A 16,681-nucleotide genomic window follows, 5' to 3' on the forward strand; every position below is an offset into this window, starting at 1 on the left:
CAGGTTCGACGGGCGCACTTTGAGCCCTGAAACCGATCGTTGGAAGCCACATAATTTCGACCCATCCGATCGATGGAGTAGATCAATGATCGACACCTTGACCCTAAATCAGCTGCGCACCTTCATTGCGATCGCCGAAGCTGGCGGCTTCCGTGCCGGAGCGGCGCGGCTTCGGCGTGCGCAATCGGCGGTGAGCCATGCCGTGGCCAGCCTGGAGGCCGAGCTCGACATCACGCTGTTCGACCGCAGCGGGCGTCGCCCGGTGCTCACGCCGGCAGGCATCGCGTTGCTGGAGGATGCACGCGCCATCTTGCTCAAGGTCGACACGATGCGAGCACGCGCGCAGGGCGTCGGCATGGGGCTCGAGCTTGAGTTGCCCGTGGTCGTCGATACGTTGTTTCCGTTGCCCCTCGTCGGCCAGGCCTTACTTGCCGTCCACCAGCGCTATCCCAGCGTGCGTGCGCAGGTGCAGGTGGCGCCCCTGGGAGGGCCGCTCGTGGCCTTGCTGGACGGGCGCTGCTCACTGTCGGTGACGGTGGGTGACGAACTGAACGATCCGCGGCTGACCAAGGAGCCGCTTGGCACCGTCGCCGTCGTGCCAGTCGTTGCTGCGAGCCACGCGCTCGCCGACCGGGTTCGCCCGGGCGCACGCATGCGCGTCGAAGACATCACCGAACACCTGCAAATCGTGCTGAGCGACCCAACGCCGATGTCGACGGGGCGGGACTTCAACGTGCTGTCGCCGCAGACCTTTCGCGTCGGCACGCAGGAAGCCAAGCTGGCCCTCATCGAGGCCGGTCTCGGCTGGGGCCGGCTGCCGTTGTGGACGGTGAAGCAGGCGCTCGACGACGGGCGGCTCGTGAAGCTTCCTTCGCGCAGCCTCGGGCCAGCGGGCGAGTCGCGCCAGCAGGCGTACGTGGTGCACCGGCGCGACCGGGTGCGCGGTCCTGCGGCGACCGCGCTACGCGACGAACTGCTGGCCCGGCACGCAGCGGTTCGCGGCGCTTGAGGGCGCGGCCGCTCACGTTCGGCCTCCAAACATGACCTACGCGCATCGCCGCCTTATGCGTCGCGAGAAGCTTGCCGGTGCGCAGCTACAGCAATTCTGGGGTGCACCTCACGGGCTCGGCACCGGCGTGACCGTTCATGTCGACGGATCCTGCTGGTGTCTGAGCTAACGGGGTCAGGTTGAGCCACCCCCGCTTTCTCGGACGGTCTAATTAAGCACCTTTAGCCAGTCTCTCGAAGGCCTCGGGTGAGCGATAGCCAAGGCTGCTGTGCAGCCTTTGGCGGTTATAGAAGCCCTCGATGTAGCGGAAGATCTCGGTGCGCGCCTCCTCGCGCGTGGCAAAGGGCTGGTGGTGGGTGAGCTCCTGCTTCAAGGAGCTGAAGAAGCTTTCCATGGCCGCGTTGTCATAGGGCATGCCTTTGCGGCTCATGCTCGCGGTGAGTCCCGCTTGCTGCAGTTGTTGCTGGTAGGCCCTGCTGGTGTATTGCGAGCCTTGGTCGCTGTGGTGGATGGCGCCCTTGGCCGGCTTGCGGCGCCCCAGGGCCATGGCAAGCGCCTCGCTGGCGAGCGCCTGATCGGCACGCTCGCCCATGGCCCAGCCGACGATTCGACGGCTGTGCAGGTCGAGCACGGCGGCCAGGTACAGCCAGCCGCGATGTGTCGGTACGAAGGTGATGTCCGCCACCCATACCGCGTTCGGACGCGGGCTATGGAAAGGCCAGGTGAGGTGGTTGGGCGCGGCAGGCACACGCTGGTAGGTCGCGCGAGCCTGCACGTAGCGCCGGCGACGGCGGGTCTGGATGGCGTGGTCACGGCGAAGCCGCCGCACACGGTTACGCCCGCAGGACTCTCCTTGCTGCCGAAGGGCGCGCCACACCCGCTCGGTGCCATAGGCCTCGCGGGTCTGCACATGCAGGCACCGAATGCGCTCCAGGAGCCGCTGATCCTCACAGGCCCGGCGGCTCGGCTGGCGCGAGCGCCACGCGTAGTAGCCGCTCGGCGACACACGCAGCGCCCGGCACAGCGAGCGCACCGGGTACTCCTTCGCCTGGCCTGCGATCCAGGCGTACTTCACCGCAGCTCCCGCGCGAAGTACGCCGCCGCTTTTTTTAGGATCTCGTTCTCTTCCTTGAGCCGCGCCACCTCGCGCTGCAAAGCCGCCAATTCGTCGCTGCTCGCCTTGGGCCTGCCGCTGCCGCGGAAGGCCTGCTCGCCCTTGGACTCCAGCTCATCGGCCCACTTGTAGAGTCGATTGCGAGGGATGCCCAACTCGCGTGCCACCTCAGCTACTGGACGCCCGGACCGGCGCATCAGCTGGACCGCCTCACGCTTGAACTGTGCGGTAAACCGCTGCCGTTTCTCCATCGAACACCTCCGTGCGAGGATTGTCCTCGCTTTGTGGTGTCCGAGAGAGCGGGACCGGCCCAACCTGACCCCGTTAGCTCCGCGAACGCGCGACAGCCGCCCTGGCCTGCCTGATCGGTACACTGAGCGCCCTGATTTCCCCGGCGCTGATTCATGTCCGATCCGGTTCGACTGGCGAAATACGTCGCCGACCTGGCCCGGTGCTCGCGCATCGAGGCCGAGCAGTACATCAAGAACGGGTGGGTGACCGTCGACGGGCGCGTCGTCGAAGACCCGGCTCATCCGGTGTCCACCGAAGTCGTCGCACTCGACCCCGCCGCGCAACTGGAAGCGGTCGAACCGGCCACGATCCTGCTGCACAAGCCGGTCGGCCATGACGCGATCAAGGGCCGCAAGGCCGCGGCGGGACTGGTCCAGCCGGGGACACGCTGGCCCGAGGATCCTTCGGGCGTGCGCCTGCTCGAGCGCCACTTCCATCGCCTGACGCCGCTGGTGCCGTTGGATACCGATGCCAGCGGCTTGATGGTGCTGACCCAGGACCGCCGCGTGTGGCGTCGCCTGACCGAGGACTGCCAGGAGATCGAACAGGAGTACGTGGTCGAGGTCCGCGGCCAGATTGCGCCCTATGGCCTGTACAAGCTCAACCACGGCCTGCAGTTCCGCGGCCGTCCGCTGCGCCCTTGCAAGGTCAGCTGGCAGAACGAGTTCCGCCTGCGCTTTGCGATCAAGGGAGTGCAAGGCGGGCAATTGCGCGACATGTGCGCACAGGTCGGGCTGGACGTGGTGGCGATCCGGCGCATCCGCATCGGCAAGGTGGCGCTGGCCAAGATGCCCGTCGGCGCGTGGCGCTACCTGCCGGTCGGTGGAAGCTTCTGAGGCACGCGCGAGTCAGGCGCCGCGCACACGCAGCGTCAGCCCCTTGAGGAAATTGCGCAGCAGCTGGTCGCCGCACGGGCGGTAGTTCTTGTGCCCGGGTTGGCGGAACAACGCCGACAGCTCCGGCTTGGACACGGGCAATCCCGCATCCACGAAAACCTGGTGCATGTCCACGTCCCTGAGCTCGAACGCAACCCGCAGCTTCTTCAGGACCACGTTGTTGCTGACGCGCTTCTCCACCGGCCGCAACGGCACGCTCTCGTCCCTGCCGCGACGGTGGATGATCAGCCCGTCGAGAAAGTGCGCCAGCACCGCGTCGCTGCAGGCCCGGTAACCGGACTCGTCTTCTTTCAGCAGGAAAGCGCGCACGTCGTCCTTCTCGACCACGAACGCCGGGTCCGCCAGGCGGATGATCTCGGCCACCTTGTTGTCGCTGAGGTCGAGCATGTAACGGATGCTGCGCAGGACGTCGTTGTTGATCATCGATCTACTTGCGGTCAGGTTGGGCGCCCAAGTTTACCGGGGGCGAATGATGAGCCTGACGCCTCCCCGACGTCCCCCTGCACTTTGACCCGGGTTTTTCGCTCACCCCGCCGGAGAGTGTCGCGCGATCGCCACCGGCGGCCTTGCTGCGGTACAGCGCCCGGTCGGCGGCAGCAAGCAACTGGTGGCGCGAAGCGTTCTTGCTGTGGGCGATGCCAATGCTGAGTGTGGTATCGACGCACAGCCCAGCGGTAATCGCCGCAAAATTTTGCCGGATCAACTGCGCCCGACTGATCAGTTCCTCGCCACTGGCACTGCAGATGGCCATGGCAAACTCGTCGCCGCCCAGGCGGGCAATCAGATCCCCGTCGCGCACCGCCTGGCGAAGTGATGCACCGACGGCGGCAAGTACCTCGTTGCCCATCTGGTGACCCATCGTGTCGTTGATTGTCTTGAAACGATCGGCGTCGATCAGCAGCACACCGATACCGTAATGAAGGCGGCCCGAGCGCGCCAGCATGTCCTCCCAACGGGCGACAAACGCGCGCCGGTTGGGCAGGCCGGTGAGCTCGTCGGTATGCGCGAGGTAGGCCATGCGCTCGACTTCGGCCGCGTTCCGGCTGGCCATTTCCCGTGCTTCCTGCGCCTCCTGCTCGGCACCGACTGCCCGTGTCAGCGCGTGGGCCTTCTCCAGCTCGATCTGCAGCAACTGCTGCACGGCATCGGCAATGCATTGCAATGCATCGACCTGGCCCGCGCTCAACTCGATCGGGCGGCGGCTGGCTCCGCACACCGTGCCGATCGCGATATCGCCAGCCAGGATCGGCACAGCCACGAAGCTCTTGATGCCCGCTGCCTGCGCGTCGCCCGTCGCCACCACGTCCCCACCCACGTCCATGCTGGACGCCTGGCCTGCGAGAAACATGGAGCGGCACATCGAGTCACGCCAGTCAGTCTGGCTTTTCTCGACGATCTGCAACGCCCCGGTACTAAGGCTGAATAGCACGTCCTGCCGCTGCGCTTCCCAGTCAATCGCGGTCACGAAACTGGTTTCCATGCCGGGGATGTGCTGGATCACCCGCAGCAGAGGGCGAGACACAGTTTCCAGCGCCGACGATGGGTCGGTGATGGAGTGCGGATCGACCAGGGCGAGATCGGTACTGGCCATGCGAACTCCTTGGCTCACACTGGGCGGGTGCCGCATGGATGCGGAAACGACTGGGCTGGTGACCAATTCTGGCGACTCAAAGGGGTCAGGCTGAGCCACCCCCGCTTTCTCGGACGGTCTAATTAAGCACCTTTAGCCAGTCTCTCGAAGGCCTCGGGTGAGCGATAGCCAAGGCTGCTGTGCAGCCTTTGGCGGTTATAGAAGCCCTCGATGTAGCGGAAGATCTCGGTGCGCGCCTCCTCGCGCGTGGCAAAGGGCTGGTGGTGGGTGAGCTCCTGCTTCAAGGAGCTGAAGAAGCTTTCCATGGCCGCGTTGTCATAGGGCATGCCTTTGCGGCTCATGCTCGCGGTGAGTCCCGCTTGCTGCAGTTGTTGCTGGTAGGCCCTGCTGGTGTATTGCGAGCCTTGGTCGCTGTGGTGGATGGCGCCCTTGGCCGGCTTGCGGCGCCCCAGGGCCATGGCAAGCGCCTCGCTGGCGAGCGCCTGATCGGCACGCTCGCCCATGGCCCAGCCGACGATTCGACGGCTGTGCAGGTCGAGCACGGCGGCCAGGTACAGCCAGCCGCGATGTGTCGGTACGAAGGTGATGTCCGCCACCCATACCGCGTTCGGACGCGGGCTATGGAAAGGCCAGGTGAGGTGGTTGGGCGCGGCAGGCACACGCTGGTAGGTCGCGCGAGCCTGCACGTAGCGCCGGCGACGGCGGGTCTGGATGGCGTGGTCACGGCGAAGCCGCCGCACACGGTTACGCCCGCAGGACTCTCCTTGCTGCCGAAGGGCGCGCCACACCCGCTCGGTGCCATAGGCCTCGCGGGTCTGCACATGCAGGCACCGAATGCGCTCCAGGAGCCGCTGATCCTCACAGGCCCGGCGGCTCGGCTGGCGCGAGCGCCACGCGTAGTAGCCGCTCGGCGACACACGCAGCGCCCGGCACAGCGAGCGCACCGGGTGCTCCTTCGCCTGGCCTGCGATCCAGGCGTACTTCACCGCAGCTCCCGCGCGAAGTACGCCGCCGCTTTTTTTAGGATCTCGTTCTCTTCCTTGAGCCGCGCCACCTCGCGCTGCAAAGCCGCCAATTCGTCGCTGCTCGCCTTGGGCCTGCCGCTGCCGCGGAAGGCCTGCTCGCCCTTGGACTCCAGCTCATCGGCCCACTTGTAGAGTCGATTGCGAGGGATGCCCAACTCGCGTGCCACCTCAGCTACTGGACGCCCGGACCGGCGCATCAGCTGGACCGCCTCACGCTTGAACTGTGCGGTAAACCGCTGCCGTTTCTCCATCGAACACCTCCGTGCGAGGATTGTCCTCGCTTTGTGGTGTCCGAGAGAGCGGGACCGGCCCAGGTTCACTTCCTGACGGGCGAGCGCGGCCGACTCCCACAGCCAGAGGCGGCCGCAAGCACTAGCGGCCTCGGCCCCTGGTCCAATGCTCAGTAGATGGCCAGACAACCTCGACTCGACCTGCCCGGCATCCCTCAGCATGTCGTCCAGCGCGGCAACAACCGCCTGCCCTGCTTCCTGGATGACAACGACCGCCGACGCTACCTGCACCTGTTGGGCGAGGCGCTGCTCGATACCGGTTGCGCGCTGCACGCCTACGTGCTGATGGACAACCACGTGCATCTTTTGCTGACGCCCCCTGAAGCGGGCGCCATCTCGCGCCTGATGCAGAAACTCGGGCGCGGGTACGTCGGACAGTTCAATGCACGCCACCGGCGCACCGGCACCTTGTGGGAAGGACGCTACAAGTCATGCCTGGTCGACAACGAAGACTACGTTCTGCGGTGCTACCGCTACATTGATCTGAACCCGGTCCGCGCACGCATGACCGACAGGCCGATCGCGTACGCCTGGTCGAGCGCATCCGCTCACTGTGGCCACCGCACGGACCTTCTTCTCAGGCACCACCCGGCCTACGCAGCTCTGGGCGCGACACCTGATGCACGCGGGGAGGCCTATCGGTGCCTGCTGCGCGAAACACTATCGGACGACGACCTGGCCGCCATCCGAATCTACCTACGGCAACACTCAAAGGGCATGGCAACCGCAAATGCGGCAACCGCTACCTGTGCTGGGCCTACATCGAGGCAGCCAACTTCGCCGCCCGGCACAACGTGGCCATCCGTCGCTGGTACGAGCGCAAGCGGGCGAAGAAGCACCGCGTGGTCGCCATCAAGGCGGTTGCGCACAAGCTTGCCCGCGCTTGCTACCACATGCTCCACGAGGGCACGTCCTTCGACCCGGCGCGCGCCTTTGGCTGATCATGTCGGCGGGCGCAGGCCGGAACGCCTGGGGTTTGGCCCTCGAGCCTGTGCTCTGAATGGTCGCGCCCGCCGACACCCCGCGTTGCAAGCAGGACCGCACGCGGACCGAGCCATCAACGGGTGGGCCTTCGAGCCCGCGATTCTGTGCCGCGCATGCGCGCACCTGGACGGCAAACCGCGGAAACCGACGAGTGTTTGGGCAAGCAAAGGGCCGCTGCCGCGGCCCTAACCAGAACGGTGACTGGCGCGCTCCTGGCGCCGGATCGAACGCAGCGGACAGCGGAGCCTCAAGCAACCGGGATGACCCTACCCTGCGCATGCGGGAGGGAGAGCTTTGCGCCTATTGACCCCGGCGGCGAAATGGTGACCCGGGTTTTGGACCCGGGTTTTGGCAAAATGGTGATCCCGTTTGCTGTCTGCTCGCCTTCATCAGTAGTTTCTTGAGCGGCCGAAAGCAAGCAGTGCTAGAACACCAATGACGAGCAGGATGGCACCCACGAAATGGCCAAATGCTGGAAACATGGCCAATGGCCATACCACGCCTCTTCCGAGGTTGTAGGCAAAACTCTTGTAATGAGTCTCCCCCCATATATTGCTATATAACGCAAACAAAAAAGCAATGGAAAAATATGCCGTCCAGAACTTCTGCTTTTTAGTCATTTAAAGATCCCCCTTTCTTGATATGACAATCCAAGGGTCTAGTCTAATCTAGACTCTAGAACCCTTTTTTTCGCGACTTTCTCAGTCGCTCATGGTCAGTATGAGACCTGCTGCTCTGACCTAGCGATGAAAGGTGACCTAGTTAGCTATCAGGTGACCGCTTCCACCAATGCCTGGTAGGCCGTGTTGACTTCCTTCATCTTACCCGTGGCCCACGCCACGGCCTCCGGACCCTCCCCAGCGTAGCGATCAGGATGGTACTGAGAGCGCCGGCCACGGTAGGCCAGCTCGATCTCGTTACGTGATGCGCCCGGACGAATGCCGAGGACCTCCGCATGGTGAATCAAGCTTCCTCGTGGACCGGGCGCGTGGTTGCTCGACCGACGGGAATATTGATCTTCTACGCCGTCATCTCCTTCGTGCTCCTCGTCCTCGTCCTCGTCGCCCGCGTCAGCCAACTGCTCGATGTGGAGCCACCAGCTCTTCAGCGTTGCGTCGAACTCTCGCTCGATACGCAGTTGGTCATCCGCGGATAGGCCCACCACGCTAATCATCTTTGCGAGCGCTTCCTCGCGAGAAATATTGAGTTGAAAATCAGTTTCTCCATCCTTGACCATGAAAAGCATGGCTGCGATCTCGAAGAACTCCTGCATATCCATCTTCAACACGCCGATGGAGCGGTCCACGCCTTCCAAGAAGAAGTCACGGTATTGCATGTGAATGCCGGCGAAGAAGAAGAATGCCTCGCCCAACTCATCCTTGATGGCGTCCGGAGTGCGCGAAAAGGCAGACGCGTGGAAAATGATAAAGCTTAGCAACGCGCAGGCGGCTACTTCTACTTTCCTGCTCTGTGGAGTGCTACTTTGATCCGCCGCGCGCATCACAGCGCGTTCCATCTTTGGAAGTTCCTGCATGACGCGCTGAAAATGCGCGTCGATAAGGCTAGGAAGCTCTAATTCCGAAGCTTCGTACTCTTGATCGATGTGCCTGGCCAGAGAATTTAGAGCATTGCGGTGGATCAGTTGGAGCTCTCGGGCGAGCGGATCTGTTGCGCCTGTGCGGTCGCTACTGCTTTCACTACTGTCTGCCACGAAATGGTTCAAGCGCGAAGCCAAGGCCAATATTGCAAAGTGATGAATGATATCGGCTTTGAAGAAGACATCTCCATTTACGCGGACCCGCGAGTTAGTTTCAGGCTCTACTTTGCGGATGTTGCGCCAATGGATGTGGCGCGGCTCTTCAAACTTTTGCTTAGCGTAAAGTCCGTCGCGCGTCACAATCATGCCTTCGCGCGCGCCGCCGAACACCGTGTCGTCTAGCAGCACAAGCACTTCGAGGGGATCAATGGACGGTGCGTATGCGCTGATCGCGCCGCTCAGCTTTTTCATTGGTATATGTGGAAAGATATATACGCCATCGTAATCCCATTTCCAATCAGGATTTTTAAGAACCTGTTCAAACGACACGTTGTTCCCCCTATCGTGATTGCCGGCGCTCTTTTGCCAGAAACAGGCAGCCTAATTTGGTGGCGCTCGGCTCAGCTAGCGGCAGTACTCTCTTGCTGGTTACGCTCAGCGCCCCTAACTTCTGGCGCATGGGTGAAACATTGAGGCCACCCGCCGCCATCCACGAGCGGCTGAGGCGAGCTAGCGCGAGGAGCCGTCTTAATTAGCCCTCATTTATCCTTAATTTCCGACCTGCCTAATCTTTTCGTTATGTAACAAATACTCCACCTCCCCCTCTACCGATGGGCAGCAGTCGGGATCGTTGGGACCGAGCGTCAGCGTCTTTAGCTTGACCCACCCGTCTTTGACCGCTACTCCGTTGATCGCGCTCCCGACACCTCCAACAGGAGCGGTGTCCGCGAGCTTCAGCGACCCGTCGTTCTGTCGCAAGAACGCTGACAGGTATAGAGTAGACGTATTCTGCGAGCCGACGTCAATGGTAAATAGGACGGCCGCATCGCTCGTACCATCCCCGTTTAAATCACCCATTGCCACCTTGCGCGCAGCTGTGTACTCCTCGCCAGATTCAGAGGCGGCCACGCTTACGATGGTACTTTCGATAACCTTGTCGTCCGATGCTCGATCTTCATGCGCTGTACTCTCGCCATTGCGCGAATGCGCCTGCGTGCCGGTCTTTGTATCGACATCATTCAATCCTTCCATGGGCTCATATAGAGCTTGGCACGTTTGCGATTGATAAATCTCCGTCAGCAATCCCATCTGGCCGTCAAGGCTCAACTTGTACAAGGGAACATCGTCCTGGAATCTTTGGCTCATTTCCATCGCTAACCGGGCTGGGCTGCCACCGCCCTTCTCCATCTGTCTTATGTAAGGGATAGCTTTTTTCATAGCGATATCGCTATTTTTATTCTGCTCCAGCAACGTAGCTACCTTACCGCACTTGAAAGCTTCATATACCTTGTCCTCTGGGCTACTCCCGCAACCCGCAAGCATCAGCATGCAGGAAATGCCAACCGAAAGAGCAAACACTGACCACTTCATCGACTCACCCTGATTTGTGAAACAACAATTACGTTAAGCCCGGCCAGTATTTCTAGCCAAGAAAAGATCAACGAAAGAAGATCCGAGGGGGCCGGTACGAGGTCCACTTACGGCTTACATGAGGCGAACCTTCCCGGGCCAGCCTTACACAAGTAAAGCAGCCCCCAACTAAATATCAATTTGCTGTCAGTCCTTCGCCAATAGCGAGCCTCATCCTTAGTAAGGAGGGAGGCGACTCACATATTCCGCCGATACTCCCCACCCACGTCATACAACGCGTGGCTAATCTGCCCCAACGAGTTGTACTTCACCGCCTCAACCAACTGCTCGAACACGTTCTTCCGCTCCCGCGCCGTCTGCTGCAGCCGCTTCAGGCTCTCCGGCGCCAACCCATTCCGCGCCTCCCCGAACGCCCGCACGTTCGCAATCTGCTGCCCCTTCTCCTCCTCCGTCGACCGAATCAACTCGACCGCGGTCGCCACTTCCCCGCCATGCTCCTTGGCCAGGAAGGTGTTCACCCCGATCAGCGGCAGCGAGCCGTCGTGCTTCTTGTGCTCGTAGTAGAGCGACTCTTCCTGGATCTTGCCGCGCTGGTACATGGTGTCCATGGCGCCGAGCACGCCGCCGCGCTCGCTGATCGCCTCGAACTCCTTGTACACCGCCTCCTCCACCAAGTCGGTCAGCTCCTCGACCACGTAGCTGCCCTGCCAGGGGTTCTCGTTGAAGTTGAGGCCCAGTTCCTTGTTGATGATCATCTGGATCGCCACGGCGCGGCGCACGCTTTCTTCGGTCGGCGTGGTGATGGCTTCGTCGTAGGCGTTGGTGTGCAGGCTGTTGCAGTTGTCGAACAGCGCGTAGAGCGCCTGCAGCGTGGTGCGGATGTCGTTGAACTGGATCTCCTGCGCGTGCAGTGAGCGGCCGGAGGTCTGGATGTGGTACTTCATCATCTGGCTGCGCGGGCTGGCGCCGTAGCGCTCGCGCATGGCGCGGGCCCAGATGCGGCGGGCGACGCGGCCGATGACGGTGTACTCCGGGTCCATGCCGTTGCTGAAGAAGAAGCTCAGGTTCGGCGCGAAGTCGTCGATGTGCATGCCCCGGGCGAGGTAGTACTCGACGATGGTGAAGCCGTTGGAGAGGGTGAAGGCGAGCTGGCTGATCGGGTTCGCGCCGGCTTCGGCGATGTGGTAGCCGGAGATCGACACCGAGTAGAAGTTGCGGACCTTGTGCTCGACGAAGTACTGCTGGATGTCGCCCATCATGCGCAGGGCGAACTCGGTGCTGAAGATGCAGGTGTTCTGCGCCTGGTCTTCCTTGAGGATGTCGGCCTGCACGGTGCCGCGCACGGCCTGCAGGGTGTCCTGCTTGATGCGGGCGTAGGTTTCGGCGTCGACGAGCTGGTCGCCGGTGACGCCGAGCAGGCCGAGGCCCAGGCCGTCGTTACCCTGGGGTAGCTCGCCCGAGTAGCGCGGGCGCTGGCGGCCTTCGTAGAGCTTGGCGATCGCCTTCTCGGCCTCGGCCCAGCGGGCAGCGTCGGCCTTGAGGGACTTCTCCACGTTCTGGTCGATGGCGGTGTTCATGAACATCGCCAGGATCATCGGCGCCGGGCCGTTGATGGTCATGGAGACCGAGGTGGTCGGCGCGGACAGGTCGAAGCCCGAGTAGAGCTTCTTCATGTCGTCCAGGGTGGCGATGTTGACGCCGGAGTTGCCGATCTTGCCGTAGATGTCCGGGCGCGGCGCCGGGTCTTCGCCGTACAGGGTGACCGAGTCGAACGCGGTGGACAGGCGCGTGGCGGCGCCGCCCTGGCTCAGGTAGTGGAAGCGGCGGTTGGTGCGCTCCGGGGTGCCCTCGCCGGCGAACATGCGGGTGGGGTCTTCGCCGGTGCGGCGGTACGGGTAGACGCCGCCGGTGTAGGGGTAGTGGCCGGGGAGGTTTTCCTTGCCCAGGAAGATCAGTTGGTCGCCCCAGCTGTCGGTCTTGGGCGGGGCGACCTTGGGGATCTTCTGGTGGCTCAGGGATTCGCGGTAGTTCTCCACGCGGATGGTCTTGCCGCGGACCTGGTATTCGTTGACGTCCTTGGTGACCGATTCGCGCAGCGCCGGCCAGTCGCGCAGCAGGTGCACGGACTCGGCGGAGAGTTCCTTCACCGCTTCGTTGTAGCGCTGGCGGAGGAGCAGCAGGGTGCGGTCGACCGCTCCCCTCTCCCCCCGGGAGAGGGGTTGGGGGTGGGCTTGCGCGGAGGTGGGGGCAAGGGTCGTACCCTCTCCCTCGGTCCCTCTCCCGGCGGGAGAGGGATGCAAAGCGTCGCTCGGATAGCGGTCCAGCGGCTTGGGCAGCGATTCGTCGCCCAACTCTTTGAGCGATTCGTAGTAGTGCTGCGCCTTGCTGGCCGCTTCGGCCTGGCGGGCGATGGAGCCGTTGATGCCCCGGCCCTGCTCGGCGATCTCGGCGAGGTAGCGCACGCGGCTGCCGGGGATAAGGACGGTGGCGCGCGGTTCCTTGAGGTTGGTGTCGAGCTTGGGGTGCCAGTCACACGCGCCCTTGTAGGAGTCCACCCTGTGGACGACCGGGGTGTTCTGGGCATCCGAGGCAGCGGGGTCGCGCACAGGGTGCGCTCCTACAGGGGTGCCGCCGAGGTGGAGCTTTTCGCGGAGGAGCCGGCAGAGGTTCACGAACATCCAGGTCACGCCGGGGTCGTTGAACTGGCTGGCGATGGTCGGGTAGACCGGCACGTCCTCGTCCTTCAGGGCGAAGGCGGTGCGGTTGCGCTTCCATTGCTTGCGCACGTCGCGCAGGGCGTCTTCCGCGCCGCGCTTGTCGAACTTGTTGAGCACGATCAGCTCGGCGAAGTCGATCATGTCGATCTTCTCGAGCTGGCTGGCCGCGCCGTAGTCGCTGGTCATCACGTACATCGGGAAGTCGACCAGGTCGACGATCTCCGAGTCGCTCTGGCCGATGCCGGCGGTTTCCACGATCACCAGGTCGTAGGGCTGGCTCTTGAGGAAGGCGATGCAGTCCTTGAGCACCTCGTTGGTGGCCATGTGCTGGCGGCGGGTGGCCATCGAGCGCATGTACACGCGGAGCGAGCGCAGCGAGTTCATGCGGATGCGGTCGCCCAGCAGCGCGCCGCCGGAGCGGCGGCGGGTCGGGTCGACCGCGAGCACGGCGATGCGCATCTTCGGGAAGGCGTGCAGGAAGCGCAGCAGCAGTTCGTCCACCACCGAGGACTTGCCGGCGCCGCCGGTGCCGGTGAGGCCCAGCACCGGGGTCTTGCGGCCGGCCAGCTCCCATTCCTTGCGCAGATGGGCCAGCTCGGGCTCGCCCAGGCGCGATTCCTCGATGTCGGTGAGCATGTGGCCGACGGAGATCTCGTCGTCGATGTCGACCTCGGGCACGCCGGGCTGCTCGGCCTTCAGGCGTGCAGCCTGGGCCACGCGGGTGCGCTGCATGACGTCCTCGATCATCTCGGTCAGGCCCATCTTCATCCCGTCGTTGGGGTGGTAGATGCGCTCGACGCCGTAGGCCTGCAGCTCGCGGATTTCTTCCGGGGTGATGGTGCCGCCGCCACCGCCGAACACGCGGATGTGCTCCGCGCCGCGCTCCTTGAGCATGTCGACCATGTACTTGAAGTACTCGACGTGGCCGCCCTGGTAGGAGGACAGCGCGATGGCGTCGGCGTCTTCCTGCAGCGCGGCGCGCACCACGTCTTCCACCGAGCGGTTGTGGCCCAGGTGGATCACCTCGGCGCCCTGGCTCTGGATGATGCGGCGCATGATGTTGATCGCGGCGTCGTGCCCGTCGAACAGGCTGGCGGCGGTGACGAAACGCAGCGGGGTGGTTTCGGCCTGCGCGGCGGCGGCGGGGACTCGGCTGGCGGGGGAACTCATGGGGACTCCGACATCTCTGCTCTGAACCCCATGATTCTAGTGGGTTCGCGGTTAAGCGTGCGGAGCGGGGGATCGGCCGCTGGAGATCAGTGGCCGATCGCTCTCCGCCTCGTTGTAGGAGCCCACTTGTGGGCGATCGCGGTGCCGATGGCGTGGTGAGGCGATCGCCGGCGGCGGGGATTCCGGCAGGTTCAGCCCGGGGGCAGTGGGCGGGCGGGAGCGGGTTTGGGGCGCATCGCCCACAAGTGGGCTCCTACAAGGGGGGCGCACGGGTGCGAGTGGTGTCGGCGTTGGGCGCTTTCCTGCCGGCGGGCGTGGTCGACGCCGACGCGAGCGAGGACGGTATCCGCCGGCTGCCTCTGACGCGATCCAGTCCGTGCCCGATCAACCGCCCGGGTTGGCCGAGTTGTGCGGCTTCGACGCCGGCGGCGCCCCGCCGCCCGTCGCGTGGCCACCACCCTGGAGCGCCGTCTTGGCGGCGCTGAATTCCTGCGCGTCCAGGGTGCCGTCCTGGTTGCTGTCGTAGCTGGCGAAGCGGGTGCGCAGGAGCGTCATGCCGGGGGAGATCTCCGAGCGCACCAGGTGGCCGTCGTGGTTGGCGTCCATGTCCTGGAAGGCGGGGTCCACCGTGGCGGCCGGCGCCTGCTGGGCCCGGGCCACCGGGAGGGCGGCGAGGCCGAGGGCAAGCGCGAAAGCGGTGCCCGCGGACCGGGTGAACAACTGGGACTTCATGGCTCGTCTCCTTTGCGGATCAAAGGACGCGCGCCCTGGCGGGCGCGGATGACGATGCTGCGCGGCGCGGGGTGAAGCGCAGCTCAAGCGCCCGGCCGGCGTTCAGCCGGGCGACACCGTTCAGGCCACGCCGAAGGGCAGATTGGCGGTGGCGACCACGCGCTCGCCCACGGTCTCGCCGCGCGCGAACGCGAGCACGGCCTCGACCACTTCCGGCGCATCCAGCACGCGGTGGTGGCCCAGCCCCTGGGTGGTGAGCAGGCGCGCGCCGGGCCAGTGCCGCGCGTAGCGCTCGCCCTCCTCCCACGGCACGTCGGCGTCGTCCAGGTCGTGCACGATCAGGCCCGGCTGGCCCAGCGCGGTGACGTGGCGGTGCATCTGCAGCTCGTCCACGCTGACGCCCGTGCGGTTGACCAGCCAGGCGTAGAACGGGCGGCGCAGGCGCTCGCCCAGGCGCACGAAGCGGAAGTAGCGGGTGGTGGCGTCGTGCATGTCCGCCGCCGGCGCGATCAGCACCAGCCGGCGCGCGCGCCAGTCCTCGCCCTGGGCCAGCGCGACCGCCGCGCCGCCGAGCGAGTGGGCGATCGCGAGCGCCGCCTCGCCGTAGTGCCGGCCCACGGCGCGCGCGGTGTCGGCGAATTCCGGCAGGGTGCAATAGCGCCCACTGCTGAGGCCGTGGCCGGGCTGGTCGAAGCTCACCACCGCATAGCCGAGCGCGCGCAGGCGATCCACCCACGGCAGGAAGCGCAGGCCGAAGCTGGACCAGCCGTGCACCAGCAGCACGTAGGGCTGCGTGGCCGGGTCGCCCCAGACGTAGGTGGCGATGGTCTGGCCGTTGACGGCCAGCATCCCGCGGCGCATCTGCACATCGGGCGCGGCGGCACGCGCGCGCGCGCGGCTGCTGGCGAACGGCGTCGCGAACAGCCGCGCCGCGCGATCGGCGGTGCGCCGTGGCGCCAGCGCGCCGCCGAGGGCGAAGCTGGTGCGGACGGTGGCGAGCTTGAAACGGGCGGTCAGCCCGGGGCGGCGCATCACGGTGGACATGGGTCGGTCCTCTACTACGGTTGCCAGCTGCGCCAGAGGCGCTCGAAGGCGGCATGGACGCGCCGGCTGGCCTGCTCGAAGCCGAACAGGCCGGCATCGTGGTGCAGGCCGAGCATCAGCGCGTAGATCTCGAAGCCCAGTTGCGCCGCATCCGTGTCCGCGCGCAGATGACCCGCGGCGACGGCCTGGCCGATGGCCTTTTCCAGCTCGCCGCGCCAGCCGGCCTGTTGCGCCACCACCGCGTCGTGCAGCGGGCCTTCGCGTCCGTCGTACTCGCCCGCGGCGGTAAGCAGCACGCAGCCGCTCTTGTGCACGCGGCCCCACTCGCACCACTGCCCGACGATCGCGCGCAGGCGCGGCAGGCCGCGCGGTGCGGCCAGCGCCGGCATCAGCACATGGGCCATGAAGCGGCGGGCGGCCGAATCCAGCACGGCCAGCTGCAGGTCTTCGCGTGAGCCGAAGTGGGCGAATACGCCGCTCTTGGACATGCCCACGTCGGTGGCGAGCGTGCCGATGGACAGGCCCTCCAGGCCGCCGATGCGGGCCAGTTCGTAGGCGTGCTCCAGGATGAGTTCGCGGGTGGCGAGGCCCTTGGCGGGGGCGGGGGCGGTGGTCATGCGGGTTAAAATAGCACGACCGTTCGTTCTTTTGCGAGATCCCCTTGTAGGAGCGCACCTTGTGCGCGACCGGG

16 protein-coding genes and 1 pseudogene are annotated in these 16,681 nt (G+C 64.9%); 4 read left to right on the forward strand and 13 right to left on the reverse strand.

The genetic code is table 11. The annotated features are described in order from the left end of the window. The first annotated feature begins 85 nt into the window (after window positions 1-85). A complete protein-coding gene (locus LQ771_RS10375) occupies window positions 86-1,009 on the forward strand; it encodes a LysR family transcriptional regulator (RefSeq protein ID WP_231349331.1) in 924 nt (307 codons plus the stop codon). Between the two features lie 211 nt (window positions 1,010-1,220). On the opposite strand, the gene LQ771_RS10380 is transcribed toward LQ771_RS10375, so the two are convergent. Then, window positions 1,221-2,084: an IS3 family transposase gene (locus LQ771_RS10380; protein WP_231349322.1), complete on the reverse strand. Its 864-nt coding sequence runs from the start codon at window positions 2,082-2,084 to the stop codon at window positions 1,221-1,223. Next, window positions 2,081-2,374, reverse strand: coding sequence for a transposase (locus tag LQ771_RS10385; RefSeq protein WP_231349321.1), 294 nt, complete (start codon window positions 2,372-2,374; stop codon window positions 2,081-2,083). Before LQ771_RS10385 ends, LQ771_RS10380 begins: the two co-directional genes overlap by 4 nt. A gap of 153 nt (window positions 2,375-2,527) precedes the next feature. Here LQ771_RS10385 and LQ771_RS10390 point away from each other — a divergent pair, with 153 nt between their 5' ends. Then, window positions 2,528-3,250, forward strand: coding sequence for an rRNA pseudouridine synthase (locus LQ771_RS10390; protein WP_231349332.1), 723 nt, complete (start codon window positions 2,528-2,530; stop codon window positions 3,248-3,250). Window positions 3,251-3,262: 12 nt separating this feature from the next. Here LQ771_RS10390 and LQ771_RS10395 read toward each other — a convergent pair whose 3' ends face one another. The 4 genes from LQ771_RS10395 to LQ771_RS16010 form a co-directional block, all read right to left on the reverse strand. Further along, window positions 3,263-3,733 (reverse strand): YehS family protein, encoded by a 471-nt coding sequence (locus LQ771_RS10395; protein ID WP_231349333.1) that lies wholly within the window; start codon window positions 3,731-3,733, stop codon window positions 3,263-3,265. A 4-nt stretch (window positions 3,734-3,737) separates the two neighbouring features. After that, on the reverse strand, window positions 3,738-4,901 hold the full coding sequence (locus LQ771_RS10400) for a GGDEF domain-containing protein (protein ID WP_231349334.1): 1,164 nt from the start codon (window positions 4,899-4,901) through the stop codon (window positions 3,738-3,740). Window positions 4,902-5,023: 122 nt separating this feature from the next. Then, window positions 5,024-5,887 carry an IS3 family transposase gene (locus tag LQ771_RS10405; RefSeq protein WP_231349335.1) on the reverse strand — a complete coding sequence of 288 codons (864 nt, stop codon included), beginning with the start codon at window positions 5,885-5,887 and terminating at the stop codon, window positions 5,024-5,026. Beyond that, on the reverse strand, window positions 5,884-6,378 hold the full coding sequence (locus LQ771_RS16010) for a transposase (RefSeq protein ID WP_338030331.1): 495 nt from the start codon (window positions 6,376-6,378) through the stop codon (window positions 5,884-5,886). The genes LQ771_RS10405 and LQ771_RS16010 overlap by 4 nt, the downstream gene beginning before the upstream one ends. Between LQ771_RS16010 and LQ771_RS16015 the strand changes: the two are divergent. Both LQ771_RS16015 and LQ771_RS10420 read left to right on the forward strand, forming a co-directional pair. Beyond that, window positions 6,334-6,639, forward strand: a pseudogene (locus LQ771_RS16015) (transposase); the annotation flags it as partial. The gene LQ771_RS16010 and the pseudogene LQ771_RS16015 overlap by 45 nt on opposite strands. Window positions 6,640-6,857: 218 nt before the next feature. Next, entirely contained in the window at window positions 6,858-7,157 is a 300-nt protein-coding gene (locus LQ771_RS10420) for a hypothetical protein (protein ID WP_231351946.1), read from the forward strand. Between the two features lie 432 nt (window positions 7,158-7,589). Here the strand turns inward: LQ771_RS10420 and LQ771_RS10425 are convergent, their stop codons facing one another. From LQ771_RS10425 to LQ771_RS10455, 7 genes are all read right to left on the reverse strand, one after another. Then, the gene (locus tag LQ771_RS10425) at window positions 7,590-7,820 is read right to left on the reverse strand and encodes a hypothetical protein (protein WP_231349336.1); all 231 of its coding nucleotides are present in this window, start codon (window positions 7,818-7,820) and stop codon (window positions 7,590-7,592) included. Between the two features lie 149 nt (window positions 7,821-7,969). Beyond that, entirely contained in the window at window positions 7,970-9,286 is a 1,317-nt protein-coding gene (locus LQ771_RS10430) for a J domain-containing protein (RefSeq protein WP_231349337.1), read from the reverse strand. Between the two features lie 219 nt (window positions 9,287-9,505). Further along, window positions 9,506-10,327 (reverse strand): hypothetical protein, encoded by an 822-nt coding sequence (locus LQ771_RS10435; protein ID WP_231349338.1) that lies wholly within the window; start codon window positions 10,325-10,327, stop codon window positions 9,506-9,508. Window positions 10,328-10,563: 236 nt separating this feature from the next. Next, a complete protein-coding gene (locus tag LQ771_RS10440) occupies window positions 10,564-14,214 on the reverse strand; it encodes a methylmalonyl-CoA mutase family protein (RefSeq protein ID WP_231349339.1) in 3,651 nt (1,216 codons plus the stop codon). A gap of 384 nt (window positions 14,215-14,598) precedes the next feature. After that, window positions 14,599-14,946 (reverse strand): EF-hand domain-containing protein, encoded by a 348-nt coding sequence (locus tag LQ771_RS10445; protein ID WP_231349340.1) that lies wholly within the window; start codon window positions 14,944-14,946, stop codon window positions 14,599-14,601. A gap of 120 nt (window positions 14,947-15,066) precedes the next feature. Next, window positions 15,067-15,990: an alpha/beta hydrolase gene (locus LQ771_RS10450; RefSeq protein ID WP_231349341.1), complete on the reverse strand. Its 924-nt coding sequence runs from the start codon at window positions 15,988-15,990 to the stop codon at window positions 15,067-15,069. Window positions 15,991-16,004: 14 nt separating this feature from the next. Continuing rightward, window positions 16,005-16,607 (reverse strand): TetR/AcrR family transcriptional regulator, encoded by a 603-nt coding sequence (locus LQ771_RS10455; protein WP_231349342.1) that lies wholly within the window; start codon window positions 16,605-16,607, stop codon window positions 16,005-16,007. Window positions 16,608-16,681: the final 74 nt, after the last annotated feature.

The organism is Frateuria soli, assembly GCF_021117385.1.
GTDB classification, from domain to species: Bacteria; Pseudomonadota; Gammaproteobacteria; order Xanthomonadales; family Rhodanobacteraceae; genus Frateuria_A; species Frateuria_A soli.

Excerpts from the sequence above, each read along its gene's own strand:
- LQ771_RS10390 (WP_231349332.1), top strand. The coding sequence starts at position 2,528 with ATGTCCGATCCGGTTCGACTGGCGAAATACGTCGCCGACCTGGCCCGG.
- LQ771_RS10395 (WP_231349333.1), bottom strand. The coding sequence starts at position 3,733 with ATGATCAACAACGACGTCCTGCGCAGCATCCGTTACATGCTCGACCTC.
- LQ771_RS10450 (WP_231349341.1), bottom strand. The coding sequence starts at position 15,990 with ATGTCCACCGTGATGCGCCGCCCCGGGCTGACCGCCCGTTTCAAGCTC.
- LQ771_RS10400 (WP_231349334.1), bottom strand. The coding sequence starts at position 4,901 with ATGGCCAGTACCGATCTCGCCCTGGTCGATCCGCACTCCATCACCGAC.
- LQ771_RS10385 (WP_231349321.1), bottom strand. The coding sequence starts at position 2,374 with ATGGAGAAACGGCAGCGGTTTACCGCACAGTTCAAGCGTGAGGCGGTC.
- LQ771_RS10455 (WP_231349342.1), bottom strand. The coding sequence starts at position 16,607 with ATGACCACCGCCCCCGCCCCCGCCAAGGGCCTCGCCACCCGCGAACTC.
- LQ771_RS10445 (WP_231349340.1), bottom strand. The coding sequence starts at position 14,946 with ATGAAGTCCCAGTTGTTCACCCGGTCCGCGGGCACCGCTTTCGCGCTT.
- LQ771_RS16010 (WP_338030331.1), bottom strand. The coding sequence starts at position 6,378 with ATGCTGAGGGATGCCGGGCAGGTCGAGTCGAGGTTGTCTGGCCATCTA.
- LQ771_RS10440 (WP_231349339.1), bottom strand. The coding sequence starts at position 14,214 with ATGAGTTCCCCCGCCAGCCGAGTCCCCGCCGCCGCCGCGCAGGCCGAA.
- LQ771_RS10375 (WP_231349331.1), top strand. The coding sequence starts at position 86 with ATGATCGACACCTTGACCCTAAATCAGCTGCGCACCTTCATTGCGATC.
- LQ771_RS10435 (WP_231349338.1), bottom strand. The coding sequence starts at position 10,327 with ATGAAGTGGTCAGTGTTTGCTCTTTCGGTTGGCATTTCCTGCATGCTG.
- LQ771_RS10425 (WP_231349336.1), bottom strand. The coding sequence starts at position 7,820 with ATGACTAAAAAGCAGAAGTTCTGGACGGCATATTTTTCCATTGCTTTT.